Origin of the sequence: Bradyrhizobium sp. 61 (assembly GCF_023073075.1) — a bacterium.
In the GTDB taxonomy this organism is placed as follows: Bacteria; Pseudomonadota; Alphaproteobacteria; order Rhizobiales; family Xanthobacteraceae; genus Bradyrhizobium; species Bradyrhizobium barranii.
Map to the genome: position 1 here is coordinate 191,371 of NZ_JADPIU010000075.1, position 25,842 is coordinate 217,212.

The 25,842-nt window shown below is 65.7% G+C and carries 20 protein-coding genes; 6 read left to right on the forward strand and 14 right to left on the reverse strand.

Annotated features, from left to right (window positions below):
• Window positions 1-36: 36 nt before the first annotated feature.
• The 5 genes from IVB46_RS29370 to IVB46_RS29390 form a co-directional block, all read right to left on the reverse strand.
• Window positions 37-975, reverse strand: a complete 939-nt coding sequence (locus tag IVB46_RS29370; protein ID WP_247313705.1) for a dihydrodipicolinate synthase family protein — start codon at window positions 973-975, stop codon at window positions 37-39.
• Window positions 976-1,092: 117 nt separating this feature from the next.
• Complete coding sequence (locus IVB46_RS29375; protein WP_247313708.1) at window positions 1,093-3,174, reverse strand: methyl-accepting chemotaxis protein; 2,082 nt, start codon at window positions 3,172-3,174, stop codon at window positions 1,093-1,095.
• 121 nt (window positions 3,175-3,295) lie between these two features.
• Window positions 3,296-4,066: an enoyl-CoA hydratase gene (locus IVB46_RS29380; protein WP_247313711.1), complete on the reverse strand. Its 771-nt coding sequence runs from the start codon at window positions 4,064-4,066 to the stop codon at window positions 3,296-3,298.
• 11 nt (window positions 4,067-4,077) lie between these two features.
• Window positions 4,078-4,527 carry a MarR family winged helix-turn-helix transcriptional regulator gene (locus IVB46_RS29385; RefSeq protein ID WP_247313714.1) on the reverse strand — a complete coding sequence of 150 codons (450 nt, stop codon included), beginning with the start codon at window positions 4,525-4,527 and terminating at the stop codon, window positions 4,078-4,080.
• A 45-nt stretch (window positions 4,528-4,572) separates the two neighbouring features.
• Window positions 4,573-5,226 (reverse strand): TetR/AcrR family transcriptional regulator, encoded by a 654-nt coding sequence (locus IVB46_RS29390; RefSeq protein ID WP_247313716.1) that lies wholly within the window; start codon window positions 5,224-5,226, stop codon window positions 4,573-4,575.
• A 91-nt stretch (window positions 5,227-5,317) separates the two neighbouring features.
• Between IVB46_RS29390 and IVB46_RS29395 the strand changes: the two genes are divergently transcribed.
• Both IVB46_RS29395 and IVB46_RS29400 read left to right on the forward strand, forming a co-directional pair.
• The gene (locus IVB46_RS29395) at window positions 5,318-6,577 is read left to right on the forward strand and encodes an HlyD family secretion protein (RefSeq protein ID WP_247313719.1); all 1,260 of its coding nucleotides are present in this window, start codon (window positions 5,318-5,320) and stop codon (window positions 6,575-6,577) included.
• Entirely contained in the window at window positions 6,525-8,138 is a 1,614-nt protein-coding gene (locus IVB46_RS29400; protein WP_247313722.1) for a DHA2 family efflux MFS transporter permease subunit, read from the forward strand. Before IVB46_RS29395 ends, IVB46_RS29400 begins: the two co-directional genes overlap by 53 nt.
• Before the next feature lie 156 nt (window positions 8,139-8,294).
• Here IVB46_RS29400 and IVB46_RS29405 read toward each other — a convergent pair whose 3' ends face one another.
• Complete coding sequence (locus IVB46_RS29405; protein ID WP_247313726.1) at window positions 8,295-9,956, reverse strand: tannase/feruloyl esterase family alpha/beta hydrolase; 1,662 nt, start codon at window positions 9,954-9,956, stop codon at window positions 8,295-8,297.
• Window positions 9,957-10,263: 307 nt separating this feature from the next.
• On the opposite strand from IVB46_RS29405, the gene IVB46_RS29410 reads away from it, so the two are divergent.
• The 4 genes from IVB46_RS29410 to IVB46_RS29425 all read left to right on the forward strand — a co-directional run bounded on the left by IVB46_RS29410 (window position 10,264) and on the right by IVB46_RS29425 (window position 14,743).
• Window positions 10,264-11,322, forward strand: coding sequence for a toxic anion resistance protein (locus tag IVB46_RS29410; RefSeq protein WP_247343995.1), 1,059 nt, complete (start codon window positions 10,264-10,266; stop codon window positions 11,320-11,322).
• 122 nt (window positions 11,323-11,444) lie between these two features.
• Entirely contained in the window at window positions 11,445-12,977 is a 1,533-nt protein-coding gene (locus IVB46_RS29415) for a substrate-binding domain-containing protein (RefSeq protein WP_247313915.1), read from the forward strand.
• Window positions 12,978-13,634 carry a 5-bromo-4-chloroindolyl phosphate hydrolysis family protein gene (locus tag IVB46_RS29420; protein WP_247313730.1) on the forward strand — a complete coding sequence of 219 codons (657 nt, stop codon included), beginning with the start codon at window positions 12,978-12,980 and terminating at the stop codon, window positions 13,632-13,634.
• Entirely contained in the window at window positions 13,634-14,743 is a 1,110-nt protein-coding gene (locus IVB46_RS29425) for a hypothetical protein (protein WP_247313733.1), read from the forward strand. The genes IVB46_RS29420 and IVB46_RS29425 overlap by 1 nt, the downstream gene beginning before the upstream one ends.
• 25 nt (window positions 14,744-14,768) lie before the next feature.
• Here the strand turns inward: IVB46_RS29425 and IVB46_RS29430 are convergent, their stop codons facing one another.
• The 8 genes from IVB46_RS29430 to IVB46_RS29465 form a co-directional block, all read right to left on the reverse strand.
• Window positions 14,769-16,223 carry an SLC13 family permease gene (locus tag IVB46_RS29430; protein ID WP_208084128.1) on the reverse strand — a complete coding sequence of 485 codons (1,455 nt, stop codon included), beginning with the start codon at window positions 16,221-16,223 and terminating at the stop codon, window positions 14,769-14,771.
• 3 nt (window positions 16,224-16,226) lie between these two features.
• A complete protein-coding gene (locus tag IVB46_RS29435) occupies window positions 16,227-17,246 on the reverse strand; it encodes a patatin-like phospholipase family protein (protein ID WP_247313738.1) in 1,020 nt (339 codons plus the stop codon).
• A 109-nt stretch (window positions 17,247-17,355) separates the two neighbouring features.
• On the reverse strand, window positions 17,356-18,600 hold the full coding sequence (gene serA, locus IVB46_RS29440; RefSeq protein ID WP_247313741.1) for a phosphoglycerate dehydrogenase: 1,245 nt from the start codon (window positions 18,598-18,600) through the stop codon (window positions 17,356-17,358).
• A 259-nt stretch (window positions 18,601-18,859) separates the two neighbouring features.
• Window positions 18,860-20,092: a rhodanese-like domain-containing protein gene (locus tag IVB46_RS29445; protein ID WP_247313746.1), complete on the reverse strand. Its 1,233-nt coding sequence runs from the start codon at window positions 20,090-20,092 to the stop codon at window positions 18,860-18,862.
• Between the two features lie 73 nt (window positions 20,093-20,165).
• Complete coding sequence (locus IVB46_RS29450; protein WP_247313748.1) at window positions 20,166-21,359, reverse strand: PepSY-associated TM helix domain-containing protein; 1,194 nt, start codon at window positions 21,357-21,359, stop codon at window positions 20,166-20,168.
• Window positions 21,352-22,380 (reverse strand): extracellular solute-binding protein, encoded by a 1,029-nt coding sequence (locus tag IVB46_RS29455; RefSeq protein ID WP_247313751.1) that lies wholly within the window; start codon window positions 22,378-22,380, stop codon window positions 21,352-21,354. Before IVB46_RS29455 ends, IVB46_RS29450 begins: the two co-directional genes overlap by 8 nt.
• 2 nt (window positions 22,381-22,382) lie before the next feature.
• Window positions 22,383-24,713, reverse strand: a complete 2,331-nt coding sequence (locus tag IVB46_RS29460) for a TonB-dependent siderophore receptor (RefSeq protein WP_247313754.1) — start codon at window positions 24,711-24,713, stop codon at window positions 22,383-22,385.
• A 202-nt stretch (window positions 24,714-24,915) separates the two neighbouring features.
• A complete protein-coding gene (locus tag IVB46_RS29465) occupies window positions 24,916-25,800 on the reverse strand; it encodes a dihydrodipicolinate synthase family protein (protein WP_247313758.1) in 885 nt (294 codons plus the stop codon).
• Window positions 25,801-25,842: the final 42 nt, after the last annotated feature.

Here is a 25,842-nt window from a genome sequence, read left to right on the forward strand (position 1 = left end):
GCCGAGAGACCTGGCGACGACCGAGTGGGTACGGCGCTACTTCCCCCACCGCAACGCCAGCGCATCCCGCTCCTTGGCGAGCTCCAGCAGCCCTGCCCGCGTCGCCGGGTGCAGCGGCTGGAGCGGATGCCGCACGGTGTCCGATTTGATCACGCCGCCGGCCTGCATCATGGCCTTGCAGGCGATCAGGCCGCATTGGCGGTTTTCGTAGTTGATCAACGGCAGCCACCGCTCATAGGCGGCCTTTGCCTCCTCGCGCTTGCCGGCGAAATAGGGATCGATGATCTGGCGGATGCCGTCGGGATAGCCGCCGCCAGTCATGGCGCCGGTGGCGCCGGCGTCGAGATCGGCGAGCAGCGTGATGGCTTCCTCGCCGTCCCACGGGCCTTCGATATCCTTGCCGCCCGCCTCGATCAGGCTGCGCAGCTTTGCAGCCGCGCCCGGCACTTCGATCTTGAAATAGCGGATGTTGGCGAAGTCGCGCGCCAGTCGCGCGAGCAGCTCGACCGACAGCGGCGTTCCGGCGACAGGCGCGTCCTGGATCATGATGGGAATGTTGATCGCGCCCGAGAGCACCTTGAAGAACTCGACGATGCCCTTCTCAGGCACGCGGAAGGTCGCGCCGTGATAGGGCGGCATCACCATGACCATCGCGGCCCCCGCCGCCTCCGCCTGCTGGCTGCGCGCGGCGCAGACGGCCGAGCTGAAATGCGTGGTGGTGACGATCACGGGAACCCGGCCCGCGACATGCTCCAGCACCGCATGCATCACGGTTTCGCGCTCGGCATCGGTGAGCACGAACTGCTCGGAGAAATTGGCGAGGATGCAGAGACCATTCGAGCCCGCATCGATCATGAAATCGATGCAGCGGCGCTGGCCCTCGAGGTCGAGCTCGCCGCGCTCGTCGAAGATGGTGGGCGCGACCGGGAACACGCCGCGATAGGGGCGCTGGGCGTTGTGTGGGGTGGCCGGCATCGAACTCTCCATCCTTGATACGTCTGTTGCGGCACTCCCGCAGCGCCACAGATGTACCCGCCACGTGAAGCGGCGGCAATGCCGTTCGCGCGACGCCTAGACGGATGACGATCGAAGTTATGCGGTCTTCACGGCCCCCAAAAAGCCTTCGACCGCGACGCGAAGACGATCGGCATCGCCCGACATCTTCTTCACGGATTCGGACAGCACCGTGCCGGCGTTGCCGGTTTCCTGGTTGAGCCTGGCGACGCTGCCTATGGTGTCGGTGACCTCGCGCGTGCCCTGGGCGGCCTGCTGGAAGTTGCGCGAGATCTCGGTGGTGGCCGCGCGCTGCTCCTCGACGGCGGCTGCGATCGCCGTCATCTTCTCGTCGATGCCGCTGATGGCGCCCCCGATCGAGCGGATGGCGGTCACGGCCTGGCCCGTCGCGCCCTGGATCTCCTCGACCTGGCGCGAGATTTCTTCGGTTGCGGTTGCGGTCTGCGCGGCGAGGCTCTTGACCTCGCCGGCGACCACGGCAAAGCCGCGGCCGGCCTCGCCCGCACGCGCCGCCTCGATGGTCGCGTTCAGCGCCAGGAGATTGGTCTGACCGGCGATGGCGTTGATCATCTTCACGACCTCGCCGATCCGGCTCGCGGTCTGATCGAGGATCTCGACCGTCGCGTTGGTCCGCTCGGCCTGCGACACCGCCTCGCGCGCCTCGCGGGCGCTCAACTGCACCTGTGCGGAGATCTCGCCGACGGATGCGGAGAGTTCCTCGGTCGCGGCCGCGATGGTCTCGAGATTGTTGGTGGCCTGCTCGGCCGCGGAGGAGACTGCCGCGGTCTGGCTGGTCGACTCTGATACCAGCGTGCGCACATCAGTCGCCGTGGCATCGAGCTCCCTCGCCGACGCCGCGACACTGTGGATCACCGCCTGCACGGTGTCGTCGAAGCTGCGGCATGCGTCGTCCACGGTGCCGGAGCGGGCGAGTTGCAACGCCTGCTCCGATTCGCGTTCCTGGCCCAGCCGCTCGGCGGTCGCCGCGCTCTCGCGCAGGCTCTCGAGCGCGGCAGCCATGGTGCCGAACTCGTCGGGATATCGGGATCGCGGCACGGGCGTCGCATAATCACGGGCGCCGATTCGCGCGATGGCGTCGAGGATGGCGCGGACCGGGCGCATCAGGCGATTGCGCACCACGTAGACGCCGGCGAGGGTCACGGCGAGCGCGAGCAGAAACGCGAGCGACTGCACGATGAGGTTGGTGAGCGCCTTGGTCTGCACGGCCTCGGCACGCGCGATCGACTGATCCAGCGCTTTGGTCGCGACCCCGACAATGAGCGGGAACGGCGACTGGCAGAGCGTATTCCACTCCGAAGCGGGCATCGCGGGCTTGCCGCTGCCGTCCAGATTCTTGGTGAGATCGCCGATCTGCTTCAGGACGCCATCGGTCTTGGTCTTCGCGTCCGACGCTGCCGTCACCAGCTCCGCCGTCACGTCGGGCGCAGCCAGCAACTCGGCCATGCCCGCCCAGCCGGAGGCGATCGTGCCGTCCCATTGCGCCACCGACCGCTTCTGAACGTCGTCGAGCGGCTTGCTGCTGTTGATGTTCGAGCGAAGCGACGAACAATGGACCCCATAGCGGTCGCGCACCTGCCAGGCGAAGCGGCGGACCTGGATCATGCGGGCGATGTAGGGATCGTTCATCCAGGCGCGGTTCGACACCGCGGTGGAGGCGAGGTTCGCTGTGTCGATGACCTTGGTGACGGCGTCGTACCAGGAATTGGTCCGCTCCATCTTGCGCTCGGCGCGCGGAAGCCTGGCCTCGTCGTAGAACAGCTGGAATTGCGGCGCGGCTTCGTTCCAGCGCTGCTTCAGCGTGCCGGCGAGCTCGTCGCGGCGTGCGAAATCGACGGTCGAGAGTGCGGCGCTGATCCCTTCATAGCCGCCCTGCTCAGCCTTCTCGGCTTCGGCGAGTTTTGCCTTTGGATCGTCCTCGCCAAGGATGGCGCTCTGGGCATCGCCACGATTGTTGCGCAACGCGAGCACGCCATGGAAGATCGCCTTGTCGGCAGCGGCGAGCCGCGCCGTCTCGAGACTGCCGCTGTAGCGACCGAACGCTCCGAACATCTGGATCGCCGTAGAAGCGAGCGCACCGGCGGCCAGCAGGGCCATCAAGGTCAGGAGAAGCGAGCTTACCGATTTCTTAAACATTGCCATGAGTCAGGGGGCCTGCATTGTACTGCCGGCCACCCTGCATCGCGACATGCCAAGGATCGGTTAAGGTTTTAGTCAAATTGCCGGAAGTGCCCGGTCTGTAAGCGCTTTAAGACTAGCGAAATCAGGCAACCTTGGTGAAGTCAGGCGGCCGGCGCTCGGCGAAAGCGGTGAAGGCCTCACGCGCCTCAGCGGTGCGCAAACGCTGTCCGAACTGCTCGCTCTCGGCATTCATCTGCGCGACCAGCGCCTCGCCATTGCGCATCAGCTTCTTGGTCGCAGTAAGCGCGCCGGCCGGCTGGCGAGCGAGCCGCTGCGCCAGCGCGAGCGCCTCGGCATCGAGCTTGTCGAGCGGCACCACGCGATTGGCAAGGCCCCATTCCAGCGCCGACCTCGCCGGTACGGTCTCGCCCAGCGCGAACATCTCGTAGGCGCGGGCGTAGCCGATGCGCGCCGGCATCAGCAGGCTGGAGGCGGCCTCCGGCACCAGCGCGAGGCTGACGAAGGGCGTCGACAATTGCGCGTTGTCGGCGAGCACGACGAGGTCGCAATGCAGCAGCATCGTGGTGCCGACGCCGACGGCGCGGCCCTGCACCGCCGCGACCAGCGGCCGGGTGCAGCGCGCCAGCGACTGGATGAAGCGCACGACGTTGCGGCTGCCTTCAGACTTGCCGGCTGCCACGGCGGCGAATTCGCCGACATCGTTGCCGGCGGTGAACATGTCACCCTCGCCGCGGATCAGGATCACGCGGGCGGACGGATCGAACTCGGCGGATTCGATGGTGTCGGCGAGCTTGCCGTACATCGCATCCGTCAGCGCGTTCTTCTTGTCGGGGCGCGCCAGCGTGAGGGTGAGAATTCCGTTGTTGTTCTCGATCCGGACGTGCTCGGTCATGGGTCTCTCCTTTATTCGTCTGAAGGTCTTGGAAACTTGTCCTGAATGCTGGTCAGCCAGCGCGCGACGATGTCGATCTCCGCGCTGGTAAATCCGTCCGTCAACGCGGCGTTGATCTGCGCCGCGTCAGTCTTCGCCTGCGCCAGCACGGTGCGCCCCTTCTGCGTCAGCCATACGCGCCAGGCCCGGCCGTCCTCGCGATCGGCCCGCCGCTCGACCAGCCTCGCCGCAGCCGAGCGATCGACGAGGCCTGAGATGCCGGCCGGCCCCATGTCGAGCGCCGCGCCTGCCTCGCCCATCAGCACGCCGTCCTGCTTGCCGAGGATGAACAACAGCCCCGCCTGCGCCGGCGTGACCTCGTTCTGCGGCTGCGCCGCCATCCAGCGCTGCAAACGGCGTTGCGCGACGTTCAGGAGGTAAATAAGCCGATGATGCCTCGCTGCGGCTTCTTTATTTCGCATGCGAAATAGATATCCGAGCCGAACCGGATTGTCAAAGGGAGACGGCTACGCGGCGCGGCAGCCATCGAGGAACAGCGCCGCGCAGGTCTGCACGCGGCGCTCGATCTGCTTGCGTGACGGCAGCGGCATGCCGCCATAGATCGCCGCGCGCTGCGGCGCCGATGCGACCATGCCGATCAGCATGCCGGCAACTTCCTCCGCATCGTCGATGGCGATGCGCTTGCGCTTGACCTGGACGCGCAGCCAGCCCGCGAGCGTCCTGACGGTGCGGGAAATGCCGTTGTTGTAGAAGTTGGCGGCGAGCTCGGGGAACGCGGCGGATTCCTGCAGCACCATGCGCTGCAGCGCCACGACCTCCGGATCGAGTGCGAGATCGGCGCAGGCCAGCAGCGCGGCACGCAGGCCCGTCTCGATATCGACCTCGTCGCTTCCTTGCAGATCGACGGCGGAGAGCAGCTGCTCGAGCCTGTCCGCGCACATCGCCTCGAACAGTGCGGCCTTGCCCGGAAACAGGCGATAGAGCGTCTTGGTCGAGATGCCGGCGCGGCGTGCCAGCTCTTCGGTGCTGGTCGCGGCGTAGCCGTCGACGGCGAAGGCGTTGCGCGCTGCATCGAAGACGATCCGCCTCGTCTCCTCGTCGCTGCGCAGTTGCGGCCGCCCGCGGGGGCGGCATTCACCCGAAGGTTTTGCCTGAGCCATGCTTTTAAATGACGCCTGTCATTCCATTGACAATTCCAAAGCTAGTCTCATTTTGGAAATCGTCAAGTTTCCTAATTCAGGGGAGCCGGCCATGACCGTCCACACCACCCCATCTGCTGCGACCCAAATCGCTATTCCAGCAACCGTGCCGGAGGGCGTCCTGCCCACCACGGCAACCGGCGTCCGCCGGCAAAAACTCAATCTCCGCAAGCTGTTGCTGATGGGAGTGGCGATCGTCGCGCTGGCCGGTGCGAGCTGGTACGGCTACGACTATTGGACCGTCGGGCAGTACCTCGTCTCCACCGATGACGCCTATGTGAAGGCCGACAACACCACGATCGCGCCGAAGGTCAGCGGCTATCTCGACCGCGTGCTGGTCGGCGATAACGAGCATGTGAAGGCCGGCCAGGTGCTCGCCAGGATCGACGATCGCGACTTCCGCGTCGCGCTCGACCAGGCCAAGGCTGATGTCGCCGCCGCGAATGCGACGGTGACGAGCAAGCAAGCGCAGCTCGAGGTCCAGCAAGCCGTGATCGCGGCGGCAAGAGCGACCATCGACGTCGACAATGCCGCGAAGGTTTTCGCGAAGCAGGAGAACAAGCGCTACACCGATCTCGCGGCAACGGGTTTCGGCAGCGTGCAGAACGCGCAGCAGGCGCAAGCGCGCGACGCCGGCGCAGACGCGGCGATCCAGCGCGATATCGCCAATCTCACCTCCGCCCTGAAGCAGGTCGATCTCCTGAACGCCGAGATATTGCAAGCCAGGGCCGCCGCCGCGCGCGCGGCCGCACTCCAGCGTCAGGCCGAGCTCAATCTCGGCTACACCACAATCGTCTCGCCGATCGACGGCGTGGTCGGCAACCGCTCCTTGCGCGTTGGCCAATTCGTGCAGGCGGGCACGCAACTGATGGCGATCGTGCCGGCCGAGGGCGCCTATGTCGTCGCCAATTTCAAGGAGACGCAACTCACCCACGTGCAGGCCGGCCAGGCCGTCGATATCGAGGTCGACACCTTCCCGGGCCAGGTCGTGCACGGTCACGTCGATTCCATCGCGCCGGCGAGCGGCGAGGAGTTCGCGCTGCTGCCGCCCGATAACGCCACCGGCAATTTCACCAAGGTGGTGCAGCGCATCCCCGTCAAGATCGCGCTCGATGCCGCGCACGGTCCCGCGATCGCGCTGCGGCCGGGCATGTCGGTGATCCCGACCATTGCAACACGTTCGACCGCGCCGACCGCGAATGCGGCCGTGACGCCCAAGACAAACGTAAAGGCGAAGCTCGTTTCCGGAGGGTCGTGCCATGTCAAACAGCCTCTCACTTTCGACGCCAGCAACACCGGTCGCGACGCCTGATCCGGCAATAGCCGACCCGAACCGCGCGAGTGCCGCGATCTGGATCGCCGTGCTCGCCGCCATGATCGGCTCGTTCATGGCGATCCTGAACATCCAGATCACCAACGCCTCGCTGGCCAACATCGAGGGTGGCATCGGTACCGGCGCCGACAACGGCTCCTGGATCTCGACGTCGTATCTGATCGGCGAGATCATCGTGATCCCGCTGACCGACTATTTGAGCCGCGTGTTCTCGTTCCGCCGCTACATGCTGGCGAGCGCGGCGCTGTTCGCGGCGTTCTCGGTCGCCTGCGCCTTCACCCATGATTTGCCGTCGATGATCGCGATGCGCGGCCTGCAGGGCTTTGCCGGCGGCGTGCTGATCCCGATGGCGTTCACGCTGGTGCTGACCAAGCTACCGAAGCCGCAGCAGCCGGTGGGGCTTGCGATCTTCGCGCTGTCCGTCACCTTTGCACCCGCGATCGGACCGACCATCGGCGGCTATCTCACGGAGAATTACGGCTGGCGTACGATCTTCTTCGTCAACGTAATTCCGACCGCGGTGATGGTGGCCGCGCTCTATCTGACGCTGGAGAAGCAGAAGATGCAGCTCGGCCTGTTGAAGGAAGGCGACTGGGCCGGCATCGTCACCATGGCGATCGGGCTGTCGGCACTGCAGGCCGTGCTGGAGGAAGGCAACAAGGATGACTGGTTTTCCTCGCCCTTCATCGTCAAGCTGGCGATCATCGCGACCGTCAGCCTCACGCTGTTCGTCACGATCGAGCTCACGATCGAAAAGCCGCTGATCCGGCTGCGCCTGCTGACGCAACGCAATTTCGGCTTCGGCACCATCGCGATGACGATGGTCGGCTTCGCGCTGTTCGGCTCGGTCTACATCCTGCCGGCCTATCTCGGCCAGGCGCAGGGCTACAATGCCGAGCAAATCGGCAACGTGCTGGCCTGGACCGGCCTGCCGCAGCTCGTGCTGATCCCGCTGATCCCGAAGCTGATGCAGCGCTTCGACACGCGCTATATCGCGATCACCGGCCTTCTGATCTTCGCCTATAGCTGCTTCATGAACACGGCGATGTCGCCGGACTATGCCGGCGACCAGCTCTGGATTCCGAACATCGTGCGTGCCGTGGGACAGGCCATGGTGCTGACGCCGCTGACCTCGGTGCTGACAGGCGGCATCGCGCCGCAGGACGCGGCCGCGGCCTCCGGCATCAGCAACATGTTCCGCAATCTCGGCGGCGCGATCGGCACGGCGACGCTCGCCACCATCATCACCAAGCGCGAGCAGTTCCACTCCAACATCATCGGCCAGTCGGTCACACTCGGCCGCGAGGAAGTCCGCACCCGCATCGCACAGATGACGGATTACTTCATGGCCCACGGCGTGCCAGACCCCCACGCCGCGCGCGAGCAGGCCATCATCGCACTCGGCAAGACGGTCAAGCGCCAGGCGCTGGTGATGGGCTATTCCGATGCGTTTGCGGTGATCGGCGCGGTGCTGGTGCTCGCGGCGATCGCGGTGGTGTTGACCCGGCGCGTGAAGGCGGCGGGTGGGCCGGCGCATTAGGCTCTTCTTCCCCCTCTCCCCGTTCTTACGGGGAGAGGGTCGGGGTGAGGGGCTCTCTCCACGCATGAGATTGCCGTGAGACCCGTACCCCCTCACCCGGAATTCAAGCGTTGCTTGAATTCCGACCTCTCCCCGCAAGCGGGGCGAGGTAAGAACTCACGGCGCGCAAGTAAAGCTGGACGCCTCCGTGACCGGACCGCTCTTGTAACGCGGCCAGGACAGCCAGCGGCACAGCGGCATCGCGCGGAGCGTTGCAAATGTGGGCGCCTCGACCTTTTGCTCAGAGACCTCCAGATCGCCAGGCGCCTTGCCCTTCTCGACCCAGTCGACCAACACGCTCAGCATGTCGACATTGGCCGGTGCGCCGGAGCCGACATGGTCGACGCCGGGCGCGGTGTAGAGCCGCGCGAATTCCGCCGTCTCGGCCTTGCCGAGCTTGCGCTCGACGCTTTCGAAATAGCGGATGCCGGCATAGGGGCTCTGCGCATAGTCGGCCATGTGCTCGAGCATGATCAGCCGGCCGCCGCGTCCGCGAAAACGGCTGAGATCCGGATCGGTCGAATCCATCAGGCTCGAGACCTCGAGCAGCCGCACCTTGTGGTCCTCCACCTTGTAAGTGGTGACGTCGAGCTTGGGATCGCGGGCGAACACATATTGGATGCCGCCGGCGCCGTAGATCCAGGCGATGCCGTTGTTGGGCGCGGGCGGCTGCGCCGGCGGCGCGCTGCCGAGCCACCACGCGGACCAGCCGCCGGTCGGACCAAACGCCGGCGTGTCCTCGCCAGAGACGCCCCAGCCCGGATAGTCGTCGAGGTCATTGGCGAGCCCGAACGGGAATTTGTAGGTCCCATGCAGCGTGCTGACTGCCTTGATTTGCGCCTCGGTCAGGCACTGATCGCCGGCCTTGCCGGCCTCGCAGCGCAGCGTCTCGACCTTGAACACGGCCTTGCAGGCCACGGGATCGTGCACCAGCGTCTTGTCGGAGCCGTCGGCCTTGTCGCAGGCAGTGCGCACCGCATCGGCAAAGAGCTTGACTTGCGTCGGATTGATCCAGCCCTCGCCCATGGTCATAAGGCCCGAGCGCGTACCGGCATGCTGCAGGCCGACCCAGTTGATCACGGGCACGCGGGCGAAGATGCCGTCGAAATCGTCGGGGTAACGCTGCGCCATGGTGAGGCCTTCGCGGCCGCCCTCGGACGAGCCCATGAAGTATATTTTTTCCGGCTTCTTGCCGTAGGCGCGCTCCATCAGCGCGACAGAAGCATCGCGCACCTTCTTGTAGGCGCGGTGAGCGAAATTCTCGAAGGCTTCGTCGTTGAGCGCGAAGACCTGCGGCGGCTCGCCGGGCTTGGACTCATGGCCGGAATCGGTGCCGTAGGTGACAAAACCGCGTGCCAGTGGCGACGGCTTGTCGAAGGGATAGGCCGGCGGCAGCCCAAGGCCGGTGATCAGCACGCCGTTAAAGCCGCCACCGCCATACTGGACGGAGCGCCCGTTCCATTCGACGGGAAGGTTGACCTGAAACTTGATCGGCGGCGCCTTGGGATCAACAGGGGCGATATGGCCGAGCACCTTGCAGAAGGCGGGATTGGCGGGCGTGACGCGCCCCGACGGGGTCGGCCCGCGTTCGGCAACAGCCAGTTGTGACGGCGCCAGCAATGTCGCGGCATCGATCTTCACGGCATCGGCGCCGCCGACGAGCCCTTTGCAGACCGTGTCCGCATCCTCCGCCAGCGTCGCGGCGAACGTGCTGCTCGCGCTCATCGCGGCCACGGCGCCGGCAAGCCACACACTCAGCTTCGCAATCCTGCGCGCCATCGTTTCCATCCCTGCTGCCTTGTTATCGTTCAGACGGTCGATTCAATGCGTCGGATTGCTGGCCGTCAATCGCCGCGACACGCGCCGCGATCGCCATCAACGGAAACATCGCCCCTGCCCACCAGCCCGGCCGCCCCACGGGCCCATAGAGATCTGAATTCTATGGGAAATCTTGCCCCTGCCCCGAACTCGGAAAGCCTCGCGACCGACCAATCCACAGGCTGTCATCAATCTGTCATACGACCTGGGGTTACCTGCCTGTCTCGTCGGCATGCTATGCATGACCGTGCAGAACAAGGAGCAAGTGGTGAGCGAAACGATCAATGTCCCGGCGTTACCGACGGATGCCTCTGTGGTCGCACGCATCAAGTCCGAGATCGACATTTCGGACCGGTCGCGCCTCGTGACATTCGGCGAGCGCGCGCAGCGCTCGGTGGTCGAATTCGCCGACCGCATTCTCGCCCAGACCCAGAACCGTGAGCTCGGCGCCACCGGAAAGCTCCTGACCGACATCCTTGGCAAGGCACGCGGGCTCGATCCGGCCGATCTCAAGGACAAAGGCTTTCTCACGCGCCTGTTCTCGTCGGCCGAGGCACGGCTGCGCCGCTTCACCGAGCAGTTCAACGACGTCGCCTCGCAGATCGACCGGGTCTGCGTCGATCTCGACCGCAACAAGGAAGTCCTGCGCCGCGACATCGCCCTGCTCGACGACCTCTACGAACAGACAAGGGGCGCGCTCGGCCAGCTCGATGCACATATCGCTGCCGGCAAGGCCTTCACCGAAGAGTTCCGCGGCAGCAAGCTCATCGAGATGGAGCGGAGCGCGAAGGCGCAAGCTGCCGGCAGCGACGCCATGCTCGCCGCGCAGACCTATCAGGACGCGGTCCAGGCGCTCGACCGGCTGGAGAAGCGCGTCTTCTATCTCCAGCAGGCGCGCCAGATCGGCATCCAGCAGCTGCCGCAGATCCGCATCGTTCAGTCCGGCGACGAGACGCTGATCGAGAATTTGCAGGCCACGACCGAGCTGACGATCCCGGTGTGGAAGCAGAAAATGATCCTGCTGCTCGGCCTGAACCGGCAGAAATCGGCGCTGGAGTTGCAGAAGACCATCACGGACGCGACCAACGAGATGATGCGCCAGGCGTCCGAGATGATGAAGACCCAGGCGATCGAGATCGAGAAGCAGTCGCAGCGCGGCATCGTCGACATCCAGACCCTGGAGAAGACCAACCGGGATTTGATCGACGCCATTGCGGGCGTGCTCTCGGTGCAGCAAGAGGGCCGCAACAAGCGCGCCGAAATCGAGCATCGGATGGCAGAGCTGACGGACGAATTGAAGTCCGCGATCTCCCAGGCCGCGCCTTGATGCGCCTCACGCAACGGTTTCTCGATGAAGCGTCTGCATAAGAACTGCGGCATGAAGGCACGCGCATGAGAACTTTCCGTTTCCTGCGGCGCCCGCTGGTGCTGCTTGCGGCCGTGCCGCTGATGGCCGCGCTGCTGTCGGGCTGCGGCGGCCCGGGGCCGCAATTCACCATTCTCTCGGGCTCGGAGAACGACATCCTCGAGCCGCTGGTGCAGGAGTTCTGCAAGTCGCGCAACGCGACCTGCACCATGCGCTATCAGGGTTCGCTCGACATCGCGCTCGCGCTGAAGGCCGGCGATCCCGGCGCCGACGCCGTCTGGCCGGCCGCCTCGATCTGGATCGACATGTTCGACACGACGCGGCGCGTGAAGATGGTCAAGTCGATCGTGCAGATGCCGGTCATTCTCGGCGTGCGCCGCTCCAAGGCGCAGGCGCTGGGCTGGATCGGCGCCAAGGTGACGGCGAAGGACATCCTCGCGGCCGTCGAAGGCGGCAAGCTGAAATTCCTGATGACGTCGGCGACGCAGTCGAATTCTGGCGCAGCCGCCTATCTTGCGATGCTGGCGGCCGGCATCGGCAAGCCCGATCTGATCGAGGCCGGCGATCTCGACAAGCCCGAGGTGCTGGCGACGGCGCGCGGATTGCTGAAAGGCGTCGAGCGCAGCGCGGGCTCGAGCGGCTGGCTCGCCGAGCTCTATCGCGACGGCGAGCGCAGCGGCGCGCATTACCAGGCGATCTGGAATTACGAAGCCGTCATCAAGGAAACCAACGATAAGCTGATCGCCGACAATCACGAGCCGCTCTACGCGATCTATCCGGCCGACGGCGTCGCGATCGCGGATTCCCCACTCGGCTTCGTCGACCGTGGCCGCGGCAAGGAGGTCGAAGGCTTCTTCACCGATCTGCAGGCCTTCCTGCTCAATGGCGATGCGCAAGGCAGGATCGCCAAGACCGGCCGGCGCGTCGAGATCGGCCGTGCCACACCGCTTGCGGCCGCCCCCAAGACCAATCTGGATCCATCGCGGCCGGTGACCGTGATCCGCCCCCCCGAGCCGGCGGTGATCCAGAAGGCGCTGCTGATCTATCAGGAAGCGTTGCGGCGGCCGTCGCTGACCGCGCTCTGCCTCGACGTCTCCGGTAGCATGCAGGGCCCGGGCGAGACTCAGCTGCTCGACGCCATGCGCTTCCTGCTCACGCCGGCGCGCACCCGCGAGATGCTGGTGCAATGGACCAAATCGGATCAGATCCTGATCATGCCGTTCAGCGATCACGTCTTGTGGACGGCGCGCGCTAGCGGTGAAGACAACGAGCAGGCCGGCCTGCTCGCACGCGCGCTCGAATTGCGCGCCAACGGCGGCACCGACTTCTACACCTGCGGCGCGCAGGCGCTCGCCTTGATGAAGCCGCTGCTCCAGGACGGCCAGCATCTCCCGGCCATCGTCATCATGACGGATGGCAAAAGCCAGGGGGCGATGTCGACATTCGAGAGCGCATGGCGCGCCGATGGTCATCGTGTGCCTGTCTTCGGCGTGACATTCGGTTCCGAGGTCGACCGGGCCCAGCTCGACAATCTGGCCAAGCTGACCGGAGGCCGCGTGTTCGACGGCAGCAAGAGCCTCACCGACGCGTTCCGCGCCGTACGAGGATACAACTGAATGGCCGCAATGCCGTCCGGGCTTGGCTGGATCGCCGGGGGAGTGGCAGCCGCGGCGCTGCTGCCGTCGCTCGCGATCGGGCTCGCCATGCCGTTCTGGATCGCGCTCGCGATCAGCGCGGCCGCCGGGGGCGGTATCGTCGTGGCGCTGGCGCCGCGAAACCGGTTTGCCGCACTGGAGGCCAGCGGCGTCGCACGCGGCAAGATCGAGTTCGCAAACGAACTGCTGGCCGAAGCAGAGCCGCTGGCCGAGCGGATGGAATATACGGCATCGGCGATCCGCACCCGCGCGGTCGCCGATCGCATCCGCCACCTGGTGCAAATTGCGCGCGACATCTTCGCAGCCATCGAGCGTGATCCGCTGCGGCTCGACCGGGTGCGCCGGTTCCTGACCTACTATCTGCCCCGCGCGGCCGAGATCGCCGAAGCATACCGCGCGCTCGAGAAGAGCGCCGTGCCCGACACCGCGCGCCTTGCGGCCACGGGCGACATGATCGACCGGCTCGACGGCGCCTTCACGCGCTACGCCGCCAATCTTCAGGATGCCGACCTCGACAAGCTTGATATCGAGCTGAAGCTGCTGAAAAGCTCGCTCGACGAGGACATCGGCCCGACGCCGCCGGCGGCCCCGGTCAAGACCAAGAGAGGAACCTCCTGATGGCTATCTCGCGCCGAGCCTTCGGCATCGGCCTCGTCGCTGCGAGCGCGGCGGCGACCGGCGGCTATGTTTATCTGCGCGAGCATCCCGAAATCGCCGGCCGCTTCGGCGAAGCCAAGCGGCTGTTCGGCTTTGCCGGCGGCGAGAAGGAGGGATTTCTCGCCAACGCCCGCGTGAAGAACGTGCTGGAGCGCCGTTTCGGGCTGATCCTCGACGGGCGCCGCGCGGGCTCGGTCGAAATGGTCCGCGAGCGCGCGCTGCTCGACCAGAAGCCGCAATTCCTCTGGCCGTCGTCGTCCGTGCTGGTCGAAGTGGCGCGGTCCTCGGGCGTCAAGATCTCGCGCGACCAGGTGATCTTCAACTCGCCGATCGTGCTCTATTCCTGGGATCGCATCGCCGACGGTCTGGTGAAGGGCGGCATCGCCCAATCGGCCGGCGGGCCGCGCTACACGGTCGACCTGTCAAAACTGCTCAAAGCGATCATTGCCGGCGAGACGTGGTCGTCGATCGGCGTCGCAGACCTGTTCGGTCGCGCCCGGGTGGTCTCCACCGATCCGAACAAATCCAACTCCGGCTTCATGTTCGCCGGCCTTGCGGCGAGCCTGTTGTCGGGCGACGTGGTGATGCCAGAGACGCTGAGCAAGATCGACGGCGATGTCGCCACCGTGTTCCGCCGCATGGGTTTCAAGCCGCCATCCTCGGGCAAGCTGTTCGACGACTATGTCGCCGGCGGCGCGGGCGCGCAGCCCCTGATCGTCGGCTACGAGAACCAGCTCGTCGAATGGGTGCTCCAGGACGCCGAACGCTGGAAGCGGCTTGAGGCCAACGCGCCCGCAAAACCCGTCATCCTCTATCCGCAGCCCACGGTGTTCTCGGCTCACCCGCTAATCAGCGTCGAGCGCCAGGCCGACGATCTCGTCGAGGCGCTGATGAGCGAGAGCCTGCTCGAGATGGCCTGGGAGGACCACGGCTTTCGCGGGCCGCTCGGCACCATCGGCAAGGCGCGCAACGCGTTGCTGCAGTCGCGCCTGCTGGAGCGGATCGACGCGGTGCTGCCGATGCCGGACGCGCCGGTCATGCTGGCCCTACTCGACCGGCTGGCCGCCTAGGCAACCGCCCGCGGTTGCGCGTTGGTCAGAACGATCCCAGCGCACTACCCAATGCGATTACGGCCACCAGCGCCAGCAGCGACGTCGCGATGCCGACCATTACGATGTCGAAATAGCTGTCGCGGTGCGTCAGGCCGCAGATCGCGAGCAGGCTGACCACCGCGCCATTGTGCGGCAGGATGTCCAGCGTCCCCGAGCCGATCACCGCGACGCGGTGCATCAACGCAGGGGCGATGCCGGTGCGCGCGGCGAGCTCGACATAGGTCTGGCCGAGTGCGTCCAGCGCAATGGTCAGGCCGCCTGACGCCGAGCCGGTCAGAGCGGCCAGGATGTTGGTCGCGACCGCTAGTGAGACCAGCGGTCCGCCTTCGATCGCCAGCACCCAGTCGCGCACGATCGTGAACGCCGGCAGCGAGGCGACGACCGCACCGAATCCGACGAGGCTCGCCACGCTGAACGCAGGCAGGACGGATGCATTGGCCCCGGCGTCCATGGTGCGGCGAAGCGCCGGCAGGCGAGCCCGGTTCAGCACGATGGTCGTGACGATGGCCGCAGTCAGCGCGACCGCGACCGACCACACGCCTGCGACGGCCGCGAGCGTCGTTTCACCAAAACGCTGCTCGGCGAGATAGCTAACATCGAGCCGCGGCAGCACCACGAGCGACATCACCAGATTCACGATGACGACCACGATCAGCGGCGCGATCGCACTCCACACGGGCGACGGCCGCTCGCTGCGCTGACCGTGCTGGAGCTCTGCCGGATCGAACTCGCGCGCGGTCGTTGCGCGCTCGCGCACGAGCTCGTCCGCGGCGGCGCGCTCGGTCGCGCCCTCGATATCGTCGCCATAGCCTTCCCCGGCGCGGCGCGCTGCGGCTTCGGCGCGGTGCAGCCACCACAACCCTGTCACGAGCATGATGAGGGAGGCGATGATGCCGAGGCCTGGCGCTGCGAACGGCGTCGTGCCGAAGAACGGCATCGGGATCGCATTCTGGATCGACGGCGTGCCCGGCAACGCCGACATGGTGAAGGTCGACGTTCCCAGCACGATCGCAGCCGGGATCAGGCGACGCGGGATCGAAGCCGCGCGAAACAGCGAGCGGGCCATGGGAACGATGACGAAAAACGCAACAAACAGGCTGACGCCGCCATAGGTCACCGCGGCACCGGCGAGCACCACCGCCAGGATCACGCGACGCTCGCCGAGGCGCTCCGCCATGAAGGCGGCGACCGACGTGACCGCGCCGCTATCGTCCATCAGCTTGCCGAAGACCGCGCCAAGCAGGAAGATCGGGAAGAACTGCGCCAGAAATCCCGCCGCATGCACCATGAACACCTGGGTCAGGTTCGCAAGCAGCGGCTCGCCGCCGAACAACGCGGCAACGAGCGCTGCGAACGGCGCCAGCAGAAGCACGCTCCAGCCGCGAAAAGCGAACAGGACGAGCAGGGCGAGCCCGACGAGGAGGCCGAGAAGACCCATGCCTCAGCACTCCGACAGCAGGACGTCGAGATCGGCGGTCGATTGCCGGCCGATGTCGGCACCGTGCGCGGCGAGAAACGCGTCCGCGGCCAGGCGCCCCTCGGCGCGCAGCATCGAGACGAACTCCCATTCGGCGTTGAGCTTGGATGACGCGCCGAACTTCGCCAGCATGTCACTCTTGACGCGGTGGGTCCGCATCTTTGCCCAGCGCGCGCCCTCGCCGCTGCCGGGGTCGGCCGCCTGGCGCAGCAGCGCGATCATGCGCAATTCCTTCATCAGGGGCGAATTGAACGAAATCTCGTTCAATCGATTGAGAATCTCCGCAGCCGTCCGCGGCTCTTCGAGCGTTTCGGTCGGATTGATCTGCACCAGGATCGTGTCGTGCGCATCGCTTTCGCGAATGAGCGGTGTGATCGTGGGGTTGCCGGCGAAGCCGCCATCCCAATAGGGTTCGCCGTCGATGTCGATCGCGCGGAACATGGTCGGCAGGCAGGCCGATGCCAACAGCACGTCCGCCGTGATCTCGGCATTGCGGAAGATCCGTCCACGGCCGGTGCGCACCCGCGTCGCGGTGACGAACAGCTTTATTGGCGAGCTCGCGAGCCGCTCGAAATCGATGCTCTCGGCCAGCACCGCGCGCAGCGGATTGTAGCCGGTCGGATTGAGATCGTAGGGCGACAGCACGCGCGACATCAGGTCGGTGAGGATGTAGAAGGGCGACGTATCGAGCGTCCAGCGCCCCATCAATCGATCGAGCGGCGAGCGCTGGAGCGGACTAAAGGCGGCAGCCTTCGAAACGCGGCGCCAGTATTGTTCGAGCGCCTCGCGTGCCCCCCCGGCGCCGCCGGCCGTCCAGCCGTCCGCCAGCACGGCCGCGTTCATCGCGCCTGCGGAGGTTCCGGAGATCGCTGCGATCTCTAGCCATCTCTCTTCCAGGAGGCGGTCGAGCACACCCCAGGTGAAGGCGCCGTGCGAACCGCCGCCCTGAAGCGCGAGATCAATCAGTACGGCGTCGCGTTCCATGGCGGACACTCACGCAACTGAAGCTCAAATTCGACGTGATTGTAGCACGCCGAGGATGACAGCAGTGTGGGAGCAGTGGCCGCAAGATGCAACCGAAACGTCGGGCGATTCAGTGCTCGAATACCAGCCGTGCGCCGACCGTGCCCTCAAGCGCGCGGATCTGCGCAAGCAGCGCGCCTGAATCCTCGCCCCCGAGGTCGGCGTCGAGCACGACGTAGCCGAGGTCGCCGGCGGTCTCCAGATATTGCGCGACAATGTTGATGTCGCGCTGGAGGAAGACCTCGTTCAGCCGCCGCAGCATGCCCGGCACGTTGCGATGGACATGGCTGAAGCGCGCACCGGCGGGACGCAAGTGCAGTTGCACCTCCGGGAAATTCACCGCGCCCATGGTCGATCCCGTGATGAAATAGTCGACCAGTTTTCGCGCGACTTCCCCGCCGATGCGCTCTTGTGCTTCCTCGGTCGAGCCGCCGATATGCGGGGTGAGGATGACGTTCTCGAGGCCCTGCACCGGGCTCTTGAAGCGATCCGAGTTCGAGGACGGCTCGACCGGAAACACGTCAATGGCTGCGCCGGCGAGATGGCCGTCGCGCAGGGCGCCCGCGAGCGCATCGAGATCGACCACGGTGCCGCGGCTGTTGTTGATCAGGAACGAGCCTGCTTTCATCGCCCGCAGCTCCTTCTCCCCGATCATGCCTGATGTCTCCGGCGTCTCGGGCACGTGAAGGCTGACGACATCGCTCTGCGCCAGCAGCTCTTCCAGCTTCTCGACCGGCTCGGTGTTGCCGTGGCGGAGCTTGTCGGTGCGGTCGAAATAGATCACCCGCATGCCGATCGCCTCGGCCAGCGTCGAGAGCTGCGAGCCGATATTGCCGTAGCCGATGATGCCGAGCGTGCGGCCGCGCACCTCGCGGCTGCCGGTCGCCGACTTGTCCCAGCCGCCCTCATGGGCCGACACCGAGCGCGGGAAGATGCGCCGCAGCAGCATCACGATCTCGCCGATCACGAGCTCGGCGACGCTGCGCGTGTTGGAAAACGGCGCGTTGAACACGGGAATGCCGCGCTTGCGGGCCGCCAGGAGATCGACCTGGTTGGTGCCGACGCTGAAGCAGCCGACCGCGAGAAGCCCGTCCGCGGCCGCGAGCACCTCATCGGTTATCTGGGTGCGCGAGCGGATGCCGAGCAGCGACACGCCCTTCAGCGCGCGCCGCAGGTCTTCGCCGTCCAGCGCCTTGGTCAACCGCTCGACATTGGTGAAGCCCGCACTCCGAAACAGGTCGACAGCGCTGTCATTGACGCCTTCGAGCAACAGCGCCTTCGCGTTCCGCTCGGGGCTTTGGCCTGGGGCTGGCATGGAATCTCCGTAGGTCACAGCTTTGCCGCAGCTCATAGACCGCGGGGGAGATGCAGCACAATAGGGTTTGGATATGGGGAGAAGATGGCGGGGCGGGGGAGGCGTGCTTGGCATCCCACCACCACTAGCTCCGTCATCCTGAGGTGCGAGCCACGCGGCGCAGCGCGTCGCGTGGGGAGCCTCGAAGGATGAACGGCCCCCATACAGCCGGGCCGTCGCCCTTCGAGGGCCGCTGCGCGGCCGCCTCAGGGTGACGGATTTAAATCACATAAAACCCGTGCGTACCGTCGAGCCGGAGTTGCTCGACGAGACCGTATTCCCAGTCGAGATAGGCCTGCATCGCGCGCTCGGCGACGTCAGTGCCCTCATAGGGCCGGCGGTAGCGGTGCGCCGGATCGGGCTTTGGCAGCACGCGCGGCGGGCCGACCTCGAGCTCTCCCTCGTAACCGCCTTCGAGGACGTAGACCTCCCAGCCCATCTGCGCGAGCCAGGATGCCGTCATGTCGGCACGCACGCCCTGGTCGTCGGTCAGAAGGATGCGCGCGCCGCGCACGGGCGCGGCCATGTCGGTTTCCTGGACGAGCTGGCCGCCGGGATAATGACGGGAGCCGGGGAGATGGCCGGCCGCATACTCTTCGGCGTCGCGTACGTCGAAGCGATAGAGCGTGCGGTCGGTCTGCGCTGCGAGCGCCTTCGCCTCGTTCGCGCCGATATGGCGAACACCGGCGCGATAGGCGACATCGCGCGCATTGGCCGGGCCGCCCTCGAACGGCCCGATCGCGCCACGCCGGTCGGCACCATGATCGAGCGTGTGCCGCGCCAGCGTCCAGCCGATGGTACCGTTGCGCAGCGCCCGCACCTTGTTGGGCACGCCGGCATTGATCAGCGACTGGGTGCCGATGATCGAGCGCGTGCGGCCGGCGCAATTGACGATGATGGTGGTCTCAGGATCGGGCGCGGCCTGCCCTGCCCGCAGCACCAGCTCAGCGCCGGGCACGCTGACCGAGCCCGGAATGTTCATGGTCGCATATTCGTCGAAGCGGCGGACGTCGAGGATGGCGATGTTGGCCCTGTCCGCGATCAGCTTTGCCACTTCGTCGGCGCTGAACGACGGCGTGTGCCGCCGCGCCTCGACCAGCTCGCCGAATGCCTTGGAATAGGAATTGACGTCCTCGAACACCTGATAGCCCGCCGCGCGCCAGCCCTTCAGCCCGCCGTCAAGCGCACGGACATTGCTGTAGCCGAGCGCGGCAAGCCGCTCGGCGCCGGTTGCAACAAGTCCCTCGCCATCATCATAGAGCACGATCGCGACGTCCTTGCGTGGCAACCGCAGCTCGGCCTCGATCGCGATCCGGTCCGCGGCCATGTTGGCGGCAAACAGCGGATGGCCGGTGGCGAAGCCGGCCTCGTACCTGAGATCGAGCAGCGCGATCTCCTCGCGGAGCAGCAGCGCGCGGCGGATATCGGCGGGGGTGACGGTGGGGAGTTTCATGGCGTGAACCCTGGCAAGTACGGCCAAGGGCTTTTGAACGATTGCCGCGCGCTTGGCTAGCCTTCGCGACCGTTCACTCGCCCGGAACCAGCCGCCCGAGCGGCGGCTGCGCGGGACGCCGCAGCCTGCGGCGAGACAGATAAAGCAAAATGCCGGTGACCGAGAACAGCGGCATCAATGCTGCTGCAATCATGAAGGCGAGCTTGCCGGGCCAGCCCAGGAACGCGCCGCGATGGATGTCGAGCACGTTCGCGATGATCTTCTCGCCGATCGTCTTGTCGGCGTAGCGCTCCGCCGAGATCACCTGCCCCGTGACCGCATCCACGCGGAATTCGTCGCGCGTGGTATCGAGCGTCGAATCCTTCGGCCACGACCGGATCCGGATGACCGTGCCGGGTCCGGCGGGCAGCGTCAGCAACGCTTTGGAGAAGTGTTTCCCCTCCTCATGCTGGAGCGTCGTCCATGCACGATCGAATCCGACCGGCTGAGCCGGCTCGGCCTGGCCGGCTGCGCGCGGCGCCTTTGCGGACATCTTGGGTTGCATCTTCGCAGCAGTGACGTCTGGGCGCGACAGCAGCCAGACCACCCCATCCTTGTACCAGTCGAACGAGTACCAGAGCCCGGTCAGCGTCATCACCAGATAGATCGGCAGCACCCACGTGCCGATCACCGCGTGCAGCGAACGGTGCAGGCCGCGGCCGCTGAGACCGAGATTGGGCTTCAGCCACATCTTCACGCTGCCGGCGCGGCGCGGCCAGCGCAGCACGAGGCCCGAGATGAGCATGACGATCAGGCCGAGCGCGGCGATGCCGGTGATCTGGCGCCCCCAGCCCTTGGCATCGCCGGGGATCAACAGCCATCGATGCAGCCTGCGCACAGTCGCGAAGAACTCCTCGCCACGCGGCGCGCCCAGCACGCGCGCGTCGTAGGGATCGACATAGAGCGATGTCGGCCGCGCGCCCTGCTCGTCGCGCGCGAAGCGGACACGCACCGCCGCGGCCGGATCACTCGACAGCGTGACGGCCGAGACCTTGCCGAGGTCCTGCCCCGCCTTGAGCCGGGCCACCAGTTCGTCCGGCATCAGCGCCGGCGCCTGGCGCGGCGCGACCTGCATGATACCGCTATTCAGATAGTCGCCGATCTCGTCCTCAAAGCTCATGATCGCGCCGGTCAGCGCGATCAAGGCCAGCAGCAGCGCAAGCACGAGGCCCGCGATCGAGTGAATCTGGTGCAGAGCGGCCTTGATGTGATGCCCCACCCTACTCATCGAAGCCAACCTTCTTGATAAGCGAGATCGCGGCCTGCTGATGTGCGGCGATCTGGTCGATCGACGCTGCATCGGCGATGAACGTGCCCATTTCGGCAACGATGGGTGCACGCTCCGCTGCTGCAAGCACGGGGTATTCCAACTCGGCAGCGGCAAAGATCCGCTGCGCTGCCGGCGTGACAAGGAATTCGAGGAATTGTCGCGCCAACGCCGGATGTGGCGCCTGTTTCGCGATGGCCGCGCCGGTGAGGTTCATATGCGTGCCGCCGCCCTTGAAGGTCGATGGCACCGCCTTGACCTCCATCGCCCAGGCACGCCAGTCGGCCCCTTCGCGTCCGTCGCGCAATTGCGCCAATGCCACGGTGTTGCCGATGCCGATCTTGCACGTGCCTTGCGCGATCTCGCGGATTACGTCGTTGTCCTTGCCATCAGGCTTGTGCGCGAGATTGGCCTTCAGGCCGGCGAGCCAGGCCTCCGTCGCGGCCTCGCCGTGATGGACGAGATAGGCCGCAACCAGCGCGACATTGTTCTGATGCAGCGGCGAGCGCATGCAGAGCTTGCCGCGCCAATTGGGAGCGGCGAGATCTTCATAGTCGATCGAAGCAAGCGCGCTGTCCTCGCGCACAAATGCAACACGCGGTCGGACGGAAAGCGCAAGCCATTGCGCGCCGTTACCACGAAGATTTGGAGGGACGACCTGGTCGAGACGAGACGACGTGAAGGCTTGCGTCAGACCGCGGGTGGAGAGCTGGGTCGTCTTGTCCAGCCCGATCGTCATCAATACGTCGGCAGGCGACGCGTCACCTTCCGATACCAAGCGCTTGACGAGACTGTCCTCGACGAAGACGATTTTCACCTTGACGCCGCTGGCTTCCGTGAAGGCCGCAACGACAGGCTCGACCAGGGCGGCCTCCCTGGTCGAATAGAGCGTGATCTCCTCGGCGCGGCTCGCACCTGTGGCGGCAAGGCAGGCAGACGCCGCCGCGATCAGGACCGCGATGGCTTTGTGCCGCACCGCCATCGCTAGAACTTCACCGTTGCCGACAGCGACACGCGGCGCGCATCGCCGATCGCGACATTCAGATTGTTCACGGCGGAGGGATAATAGACGGTGTCGAACAGGTTCTTGACGTTGAGCTGATAGATCACCGGCGTGTTCTGGTAATTCGTCTCATAGGTCGCGAAAATATCGGCGACCACATAGGACGGCAAGAAGAAGCTGTTGATCGCATCACCGGGACGATCGCCGACATAGCGCGCGCCGCCGCCGAGGCGGAGCTGTCCCGGCAGAGCCGTGCCGAAGTCGTAGACCAGATAGAGCGAGGCCGTGTTCAGCGCGACGTTCTGCAGCTTCATGCCGTAGAGCGACCGATCTTCGGATGCCGTCACCCGCGCGTCGGTATAGCCATAGCTGCCGATCAGGGCCCAACTGTCGGTGAGCCTGCCGGTCACGTCCAGCTCGACGCCGCGCGAGCGGGCGCGGCCGACGGTATGGAGTTCCACCACGCCAGCGCTGTTCGTCTTCGTCGTCTGCACGTTCTTCTTGTCGAGATCGTAGAGCGCCAGCGTACCTGAGATGCGCTTGTTCAAATCGAACTTCACGCCGGTCTCGTATGACACGCCTTCCTCCGGCGCGACATTGGAGTCAATCACGATGCCGATCGGTGCAATGGTCGAGTTCGGCTTCAGCGACTCGGTGTAGCTCGCATACAGCGAGACTTCCTCGGTCAGCTTGAGAATGGCGCCGCCGAGGGGAAGCACCTTGTCTTGCGACACGTTGGTATTGGTGATGAACGGTTTCCCGCGCCCGGCGATCTGGTCGTAGTCCATGTAACGGACGCCGCCGACCAGCGCGAACCGTTCGGTGAGATGCAGGGTGTCCTGGAAGAACAGCGACCATTGGCCGAGCTTGTCGGTCTGTGCGCTATCGCTGTTCGACACCGTCGTGCCCGGTCCGACCAACCCGTAGACGGGATTGTAGACGTTGATGGCGGGAGTGGCCTGCCGGATCAGATTGTCGCGGTAGATGGTGCGATACTGGCCGTCGCCGCCGAATACCACCTCGTTGCGCATATTGCCGAGCCAGAAGCCGCCGGAAATGTACGACGTTCCATAGCTGGCATTGCTGAGCGAGCCCTGCGTGCCGTCGTTGCTGCGCGTCTCGACGCCCGTCGTGAAGTTGAGGGTGGAGATGCGGAGCTGGTTGGCGCTGAAGGTTTCAGTGTTGTAGCTGTAGCCGGCGTAAAGCTTCCAATCCTGGTTGAAGCGGTGCTCTATCGAGGCTTGCATCAAGTCCGAGGTGCCCCAGGTGTTGTTGAAGGGCTCATCGAGCCGGCGCGTGGACGGCACCGCGAGCGGTGCCTTGGTCACCGGATTGAACGCCGTGCCACGATCGAACGGATAGATGAATTCGCGGTGCTCGTAGTTGAGCTGGACCGTCGTGTCCTGGCCGTACCAGGCCAGCGACGGTGCGACCAGCATCTCGCGGTGACGGCCGAAATTGCGCCAGTAATCCTCGCTGACGCCGTAGCCGATGAAGCGATAGGCAAGGCCCTGATCGCCGATCGGACCGGTGACGTCGAGCAGGCCGTCGGCGCCGGTTTTCGAGGCACTGAATGCCGAGCCGAGCAACGTGACCGAACCGTGCTGATAGAGCTCCGGCCGCTTGCTGATCGTGTTGACGATGCCGCCCGGATCCATGATGCCGTAGAGCAGCGAGGCCGGCCCCTTCAGAACCTCGACGCTTTCGACCGCGGGATTGAAGCTGCGGCCCTGCACCAGCGGCATGCCGTTGCGCATGATCGAACCGTCACGATTATCGCCGAAGCCGCGGCGGATCACCGCGTCCTGGCTGCCGGCGAGCGTGTTGGTCTGAGTGATGCCGGAGACGTTGATGAGCGCATCGTCGATGTTCCGCGGAAGCTGGTCCTTCAACACCTGCTCAGGCACGACGTTGACCGCCTGCGAGGTATCGAGGGGCGAGGCGCCGCTGCGCAGCGTGGTCGAACTCGGCATCGCGCGATAACCGAGCTTGGCAGCCTGCTGCGCGGCGGCCGCGGCTGCTGCACGTTCCGATATTGTCGGTGCTGCGGGTGTGGGATTGGCATTGCGCTGGCGCGCAACGGTTTGCGCGCGGCGTTGGGACTGTTGTGACGCGCGGGCCGGCTTCGGCCGCTGCACCGGCGCTTCCACTGTCACCGGCGGCAGCGCCGATTGCGCCAGCGCACTCGTCGTGTTCGAGGGGGATTCGACGAGCAGCACCGCTGCGCCGAGGAGAAGACCTGCACGGCTCTTGCCGGCACGATGACGATGGCCGCTGACGCGCTGGCCATCCACGGGGGCACGCACTTTCATTCCACTTCAAGTCAAGAACATTGAAGTGTGCGCCTGTAACAGTCGGCGGGATCGAAGAGAACCGTAGGCGAGCTTGAATCGCTCTAGTGTTGAATCGTTCTAAGCGCATCAGCGCACCGAACGGCAATCACCAATAGACGTCGCAGTTATCGCAACACGCTGCACGCGAATCCGCGGCAACGTGTCACGAAGATTTCATATCTCACGCGATGGCAGGAGCAATCAGCTCGTCAATCTTTCGCTTGAGCGCTGCGCCATCGGACGAGGCACGGAATGGCGGGCGCACGCGCAGCCAGCCCGCGTCGCCCGTCTGTGCAGCGAGGATTGCCTTCAGCGTCGCAAGGAACGACGGCGTGTTCAGCACGACATCGGTCGCGGCTTGCATGCGCGCCTCGACGTCCTTGCCGTCAACCATGCCCTTGACCAGCTCGGGCACGACGTTGGCCATGCCGCAGATGGTGCCGGCGCCGCCGGCGGCGATCGCGCGGGTGATATCGGCTTCGTTGCCTACGGTGATGGCGAGATCGGGAGCAGCAGTACGGAACGCCTGGAACTGCTTGAAGTCGCCGCTGGAGTCCTTCAGGCCCGCAACCACCTTGCCGTAACGCTTGCGCAAGTTCGCCGCGACACCGGTCGGGATCGCAACGCCGGAGACCTGCGGGATGTGATAGAGCGAGGCGCGCAGGCGATCGTCGGCGACGCCGTCGATGATCGCAGCAAAAGCATCCTCGATGCCTTCGGGCGTGACACCACGGTCGAAATAGGGCGGCAGATACAGCACGTGGCGCAGGCCGAGGCCGAGCACGGTGCGCGTCAGCGCGATGCTGTCGGTGATGGCGGGAAAGCCGCCGCCGATGCCGATCCGCTCGGGCGCGACGCCGGCCTTGAGCACGGCCTCGATGGTCGCGACACGCTCAGTGACATTGAAGGAGGTACCCTCGCCGGTGGTACCGAACAACACGACGCCATCGACGCCCTTGCCGAAGAGCTGCTTGGCGTGAGCGGCGAGCTTGGCGGAGTCCACGCTGCCATCAGTCGCCAGCGGCGTCGCCGACGCCACCCAGAACCCGCGAATTGCCTCCGTCATCTCACCACCCATTAGCTGCGGTCCCGGACTAAGCCCCTGATC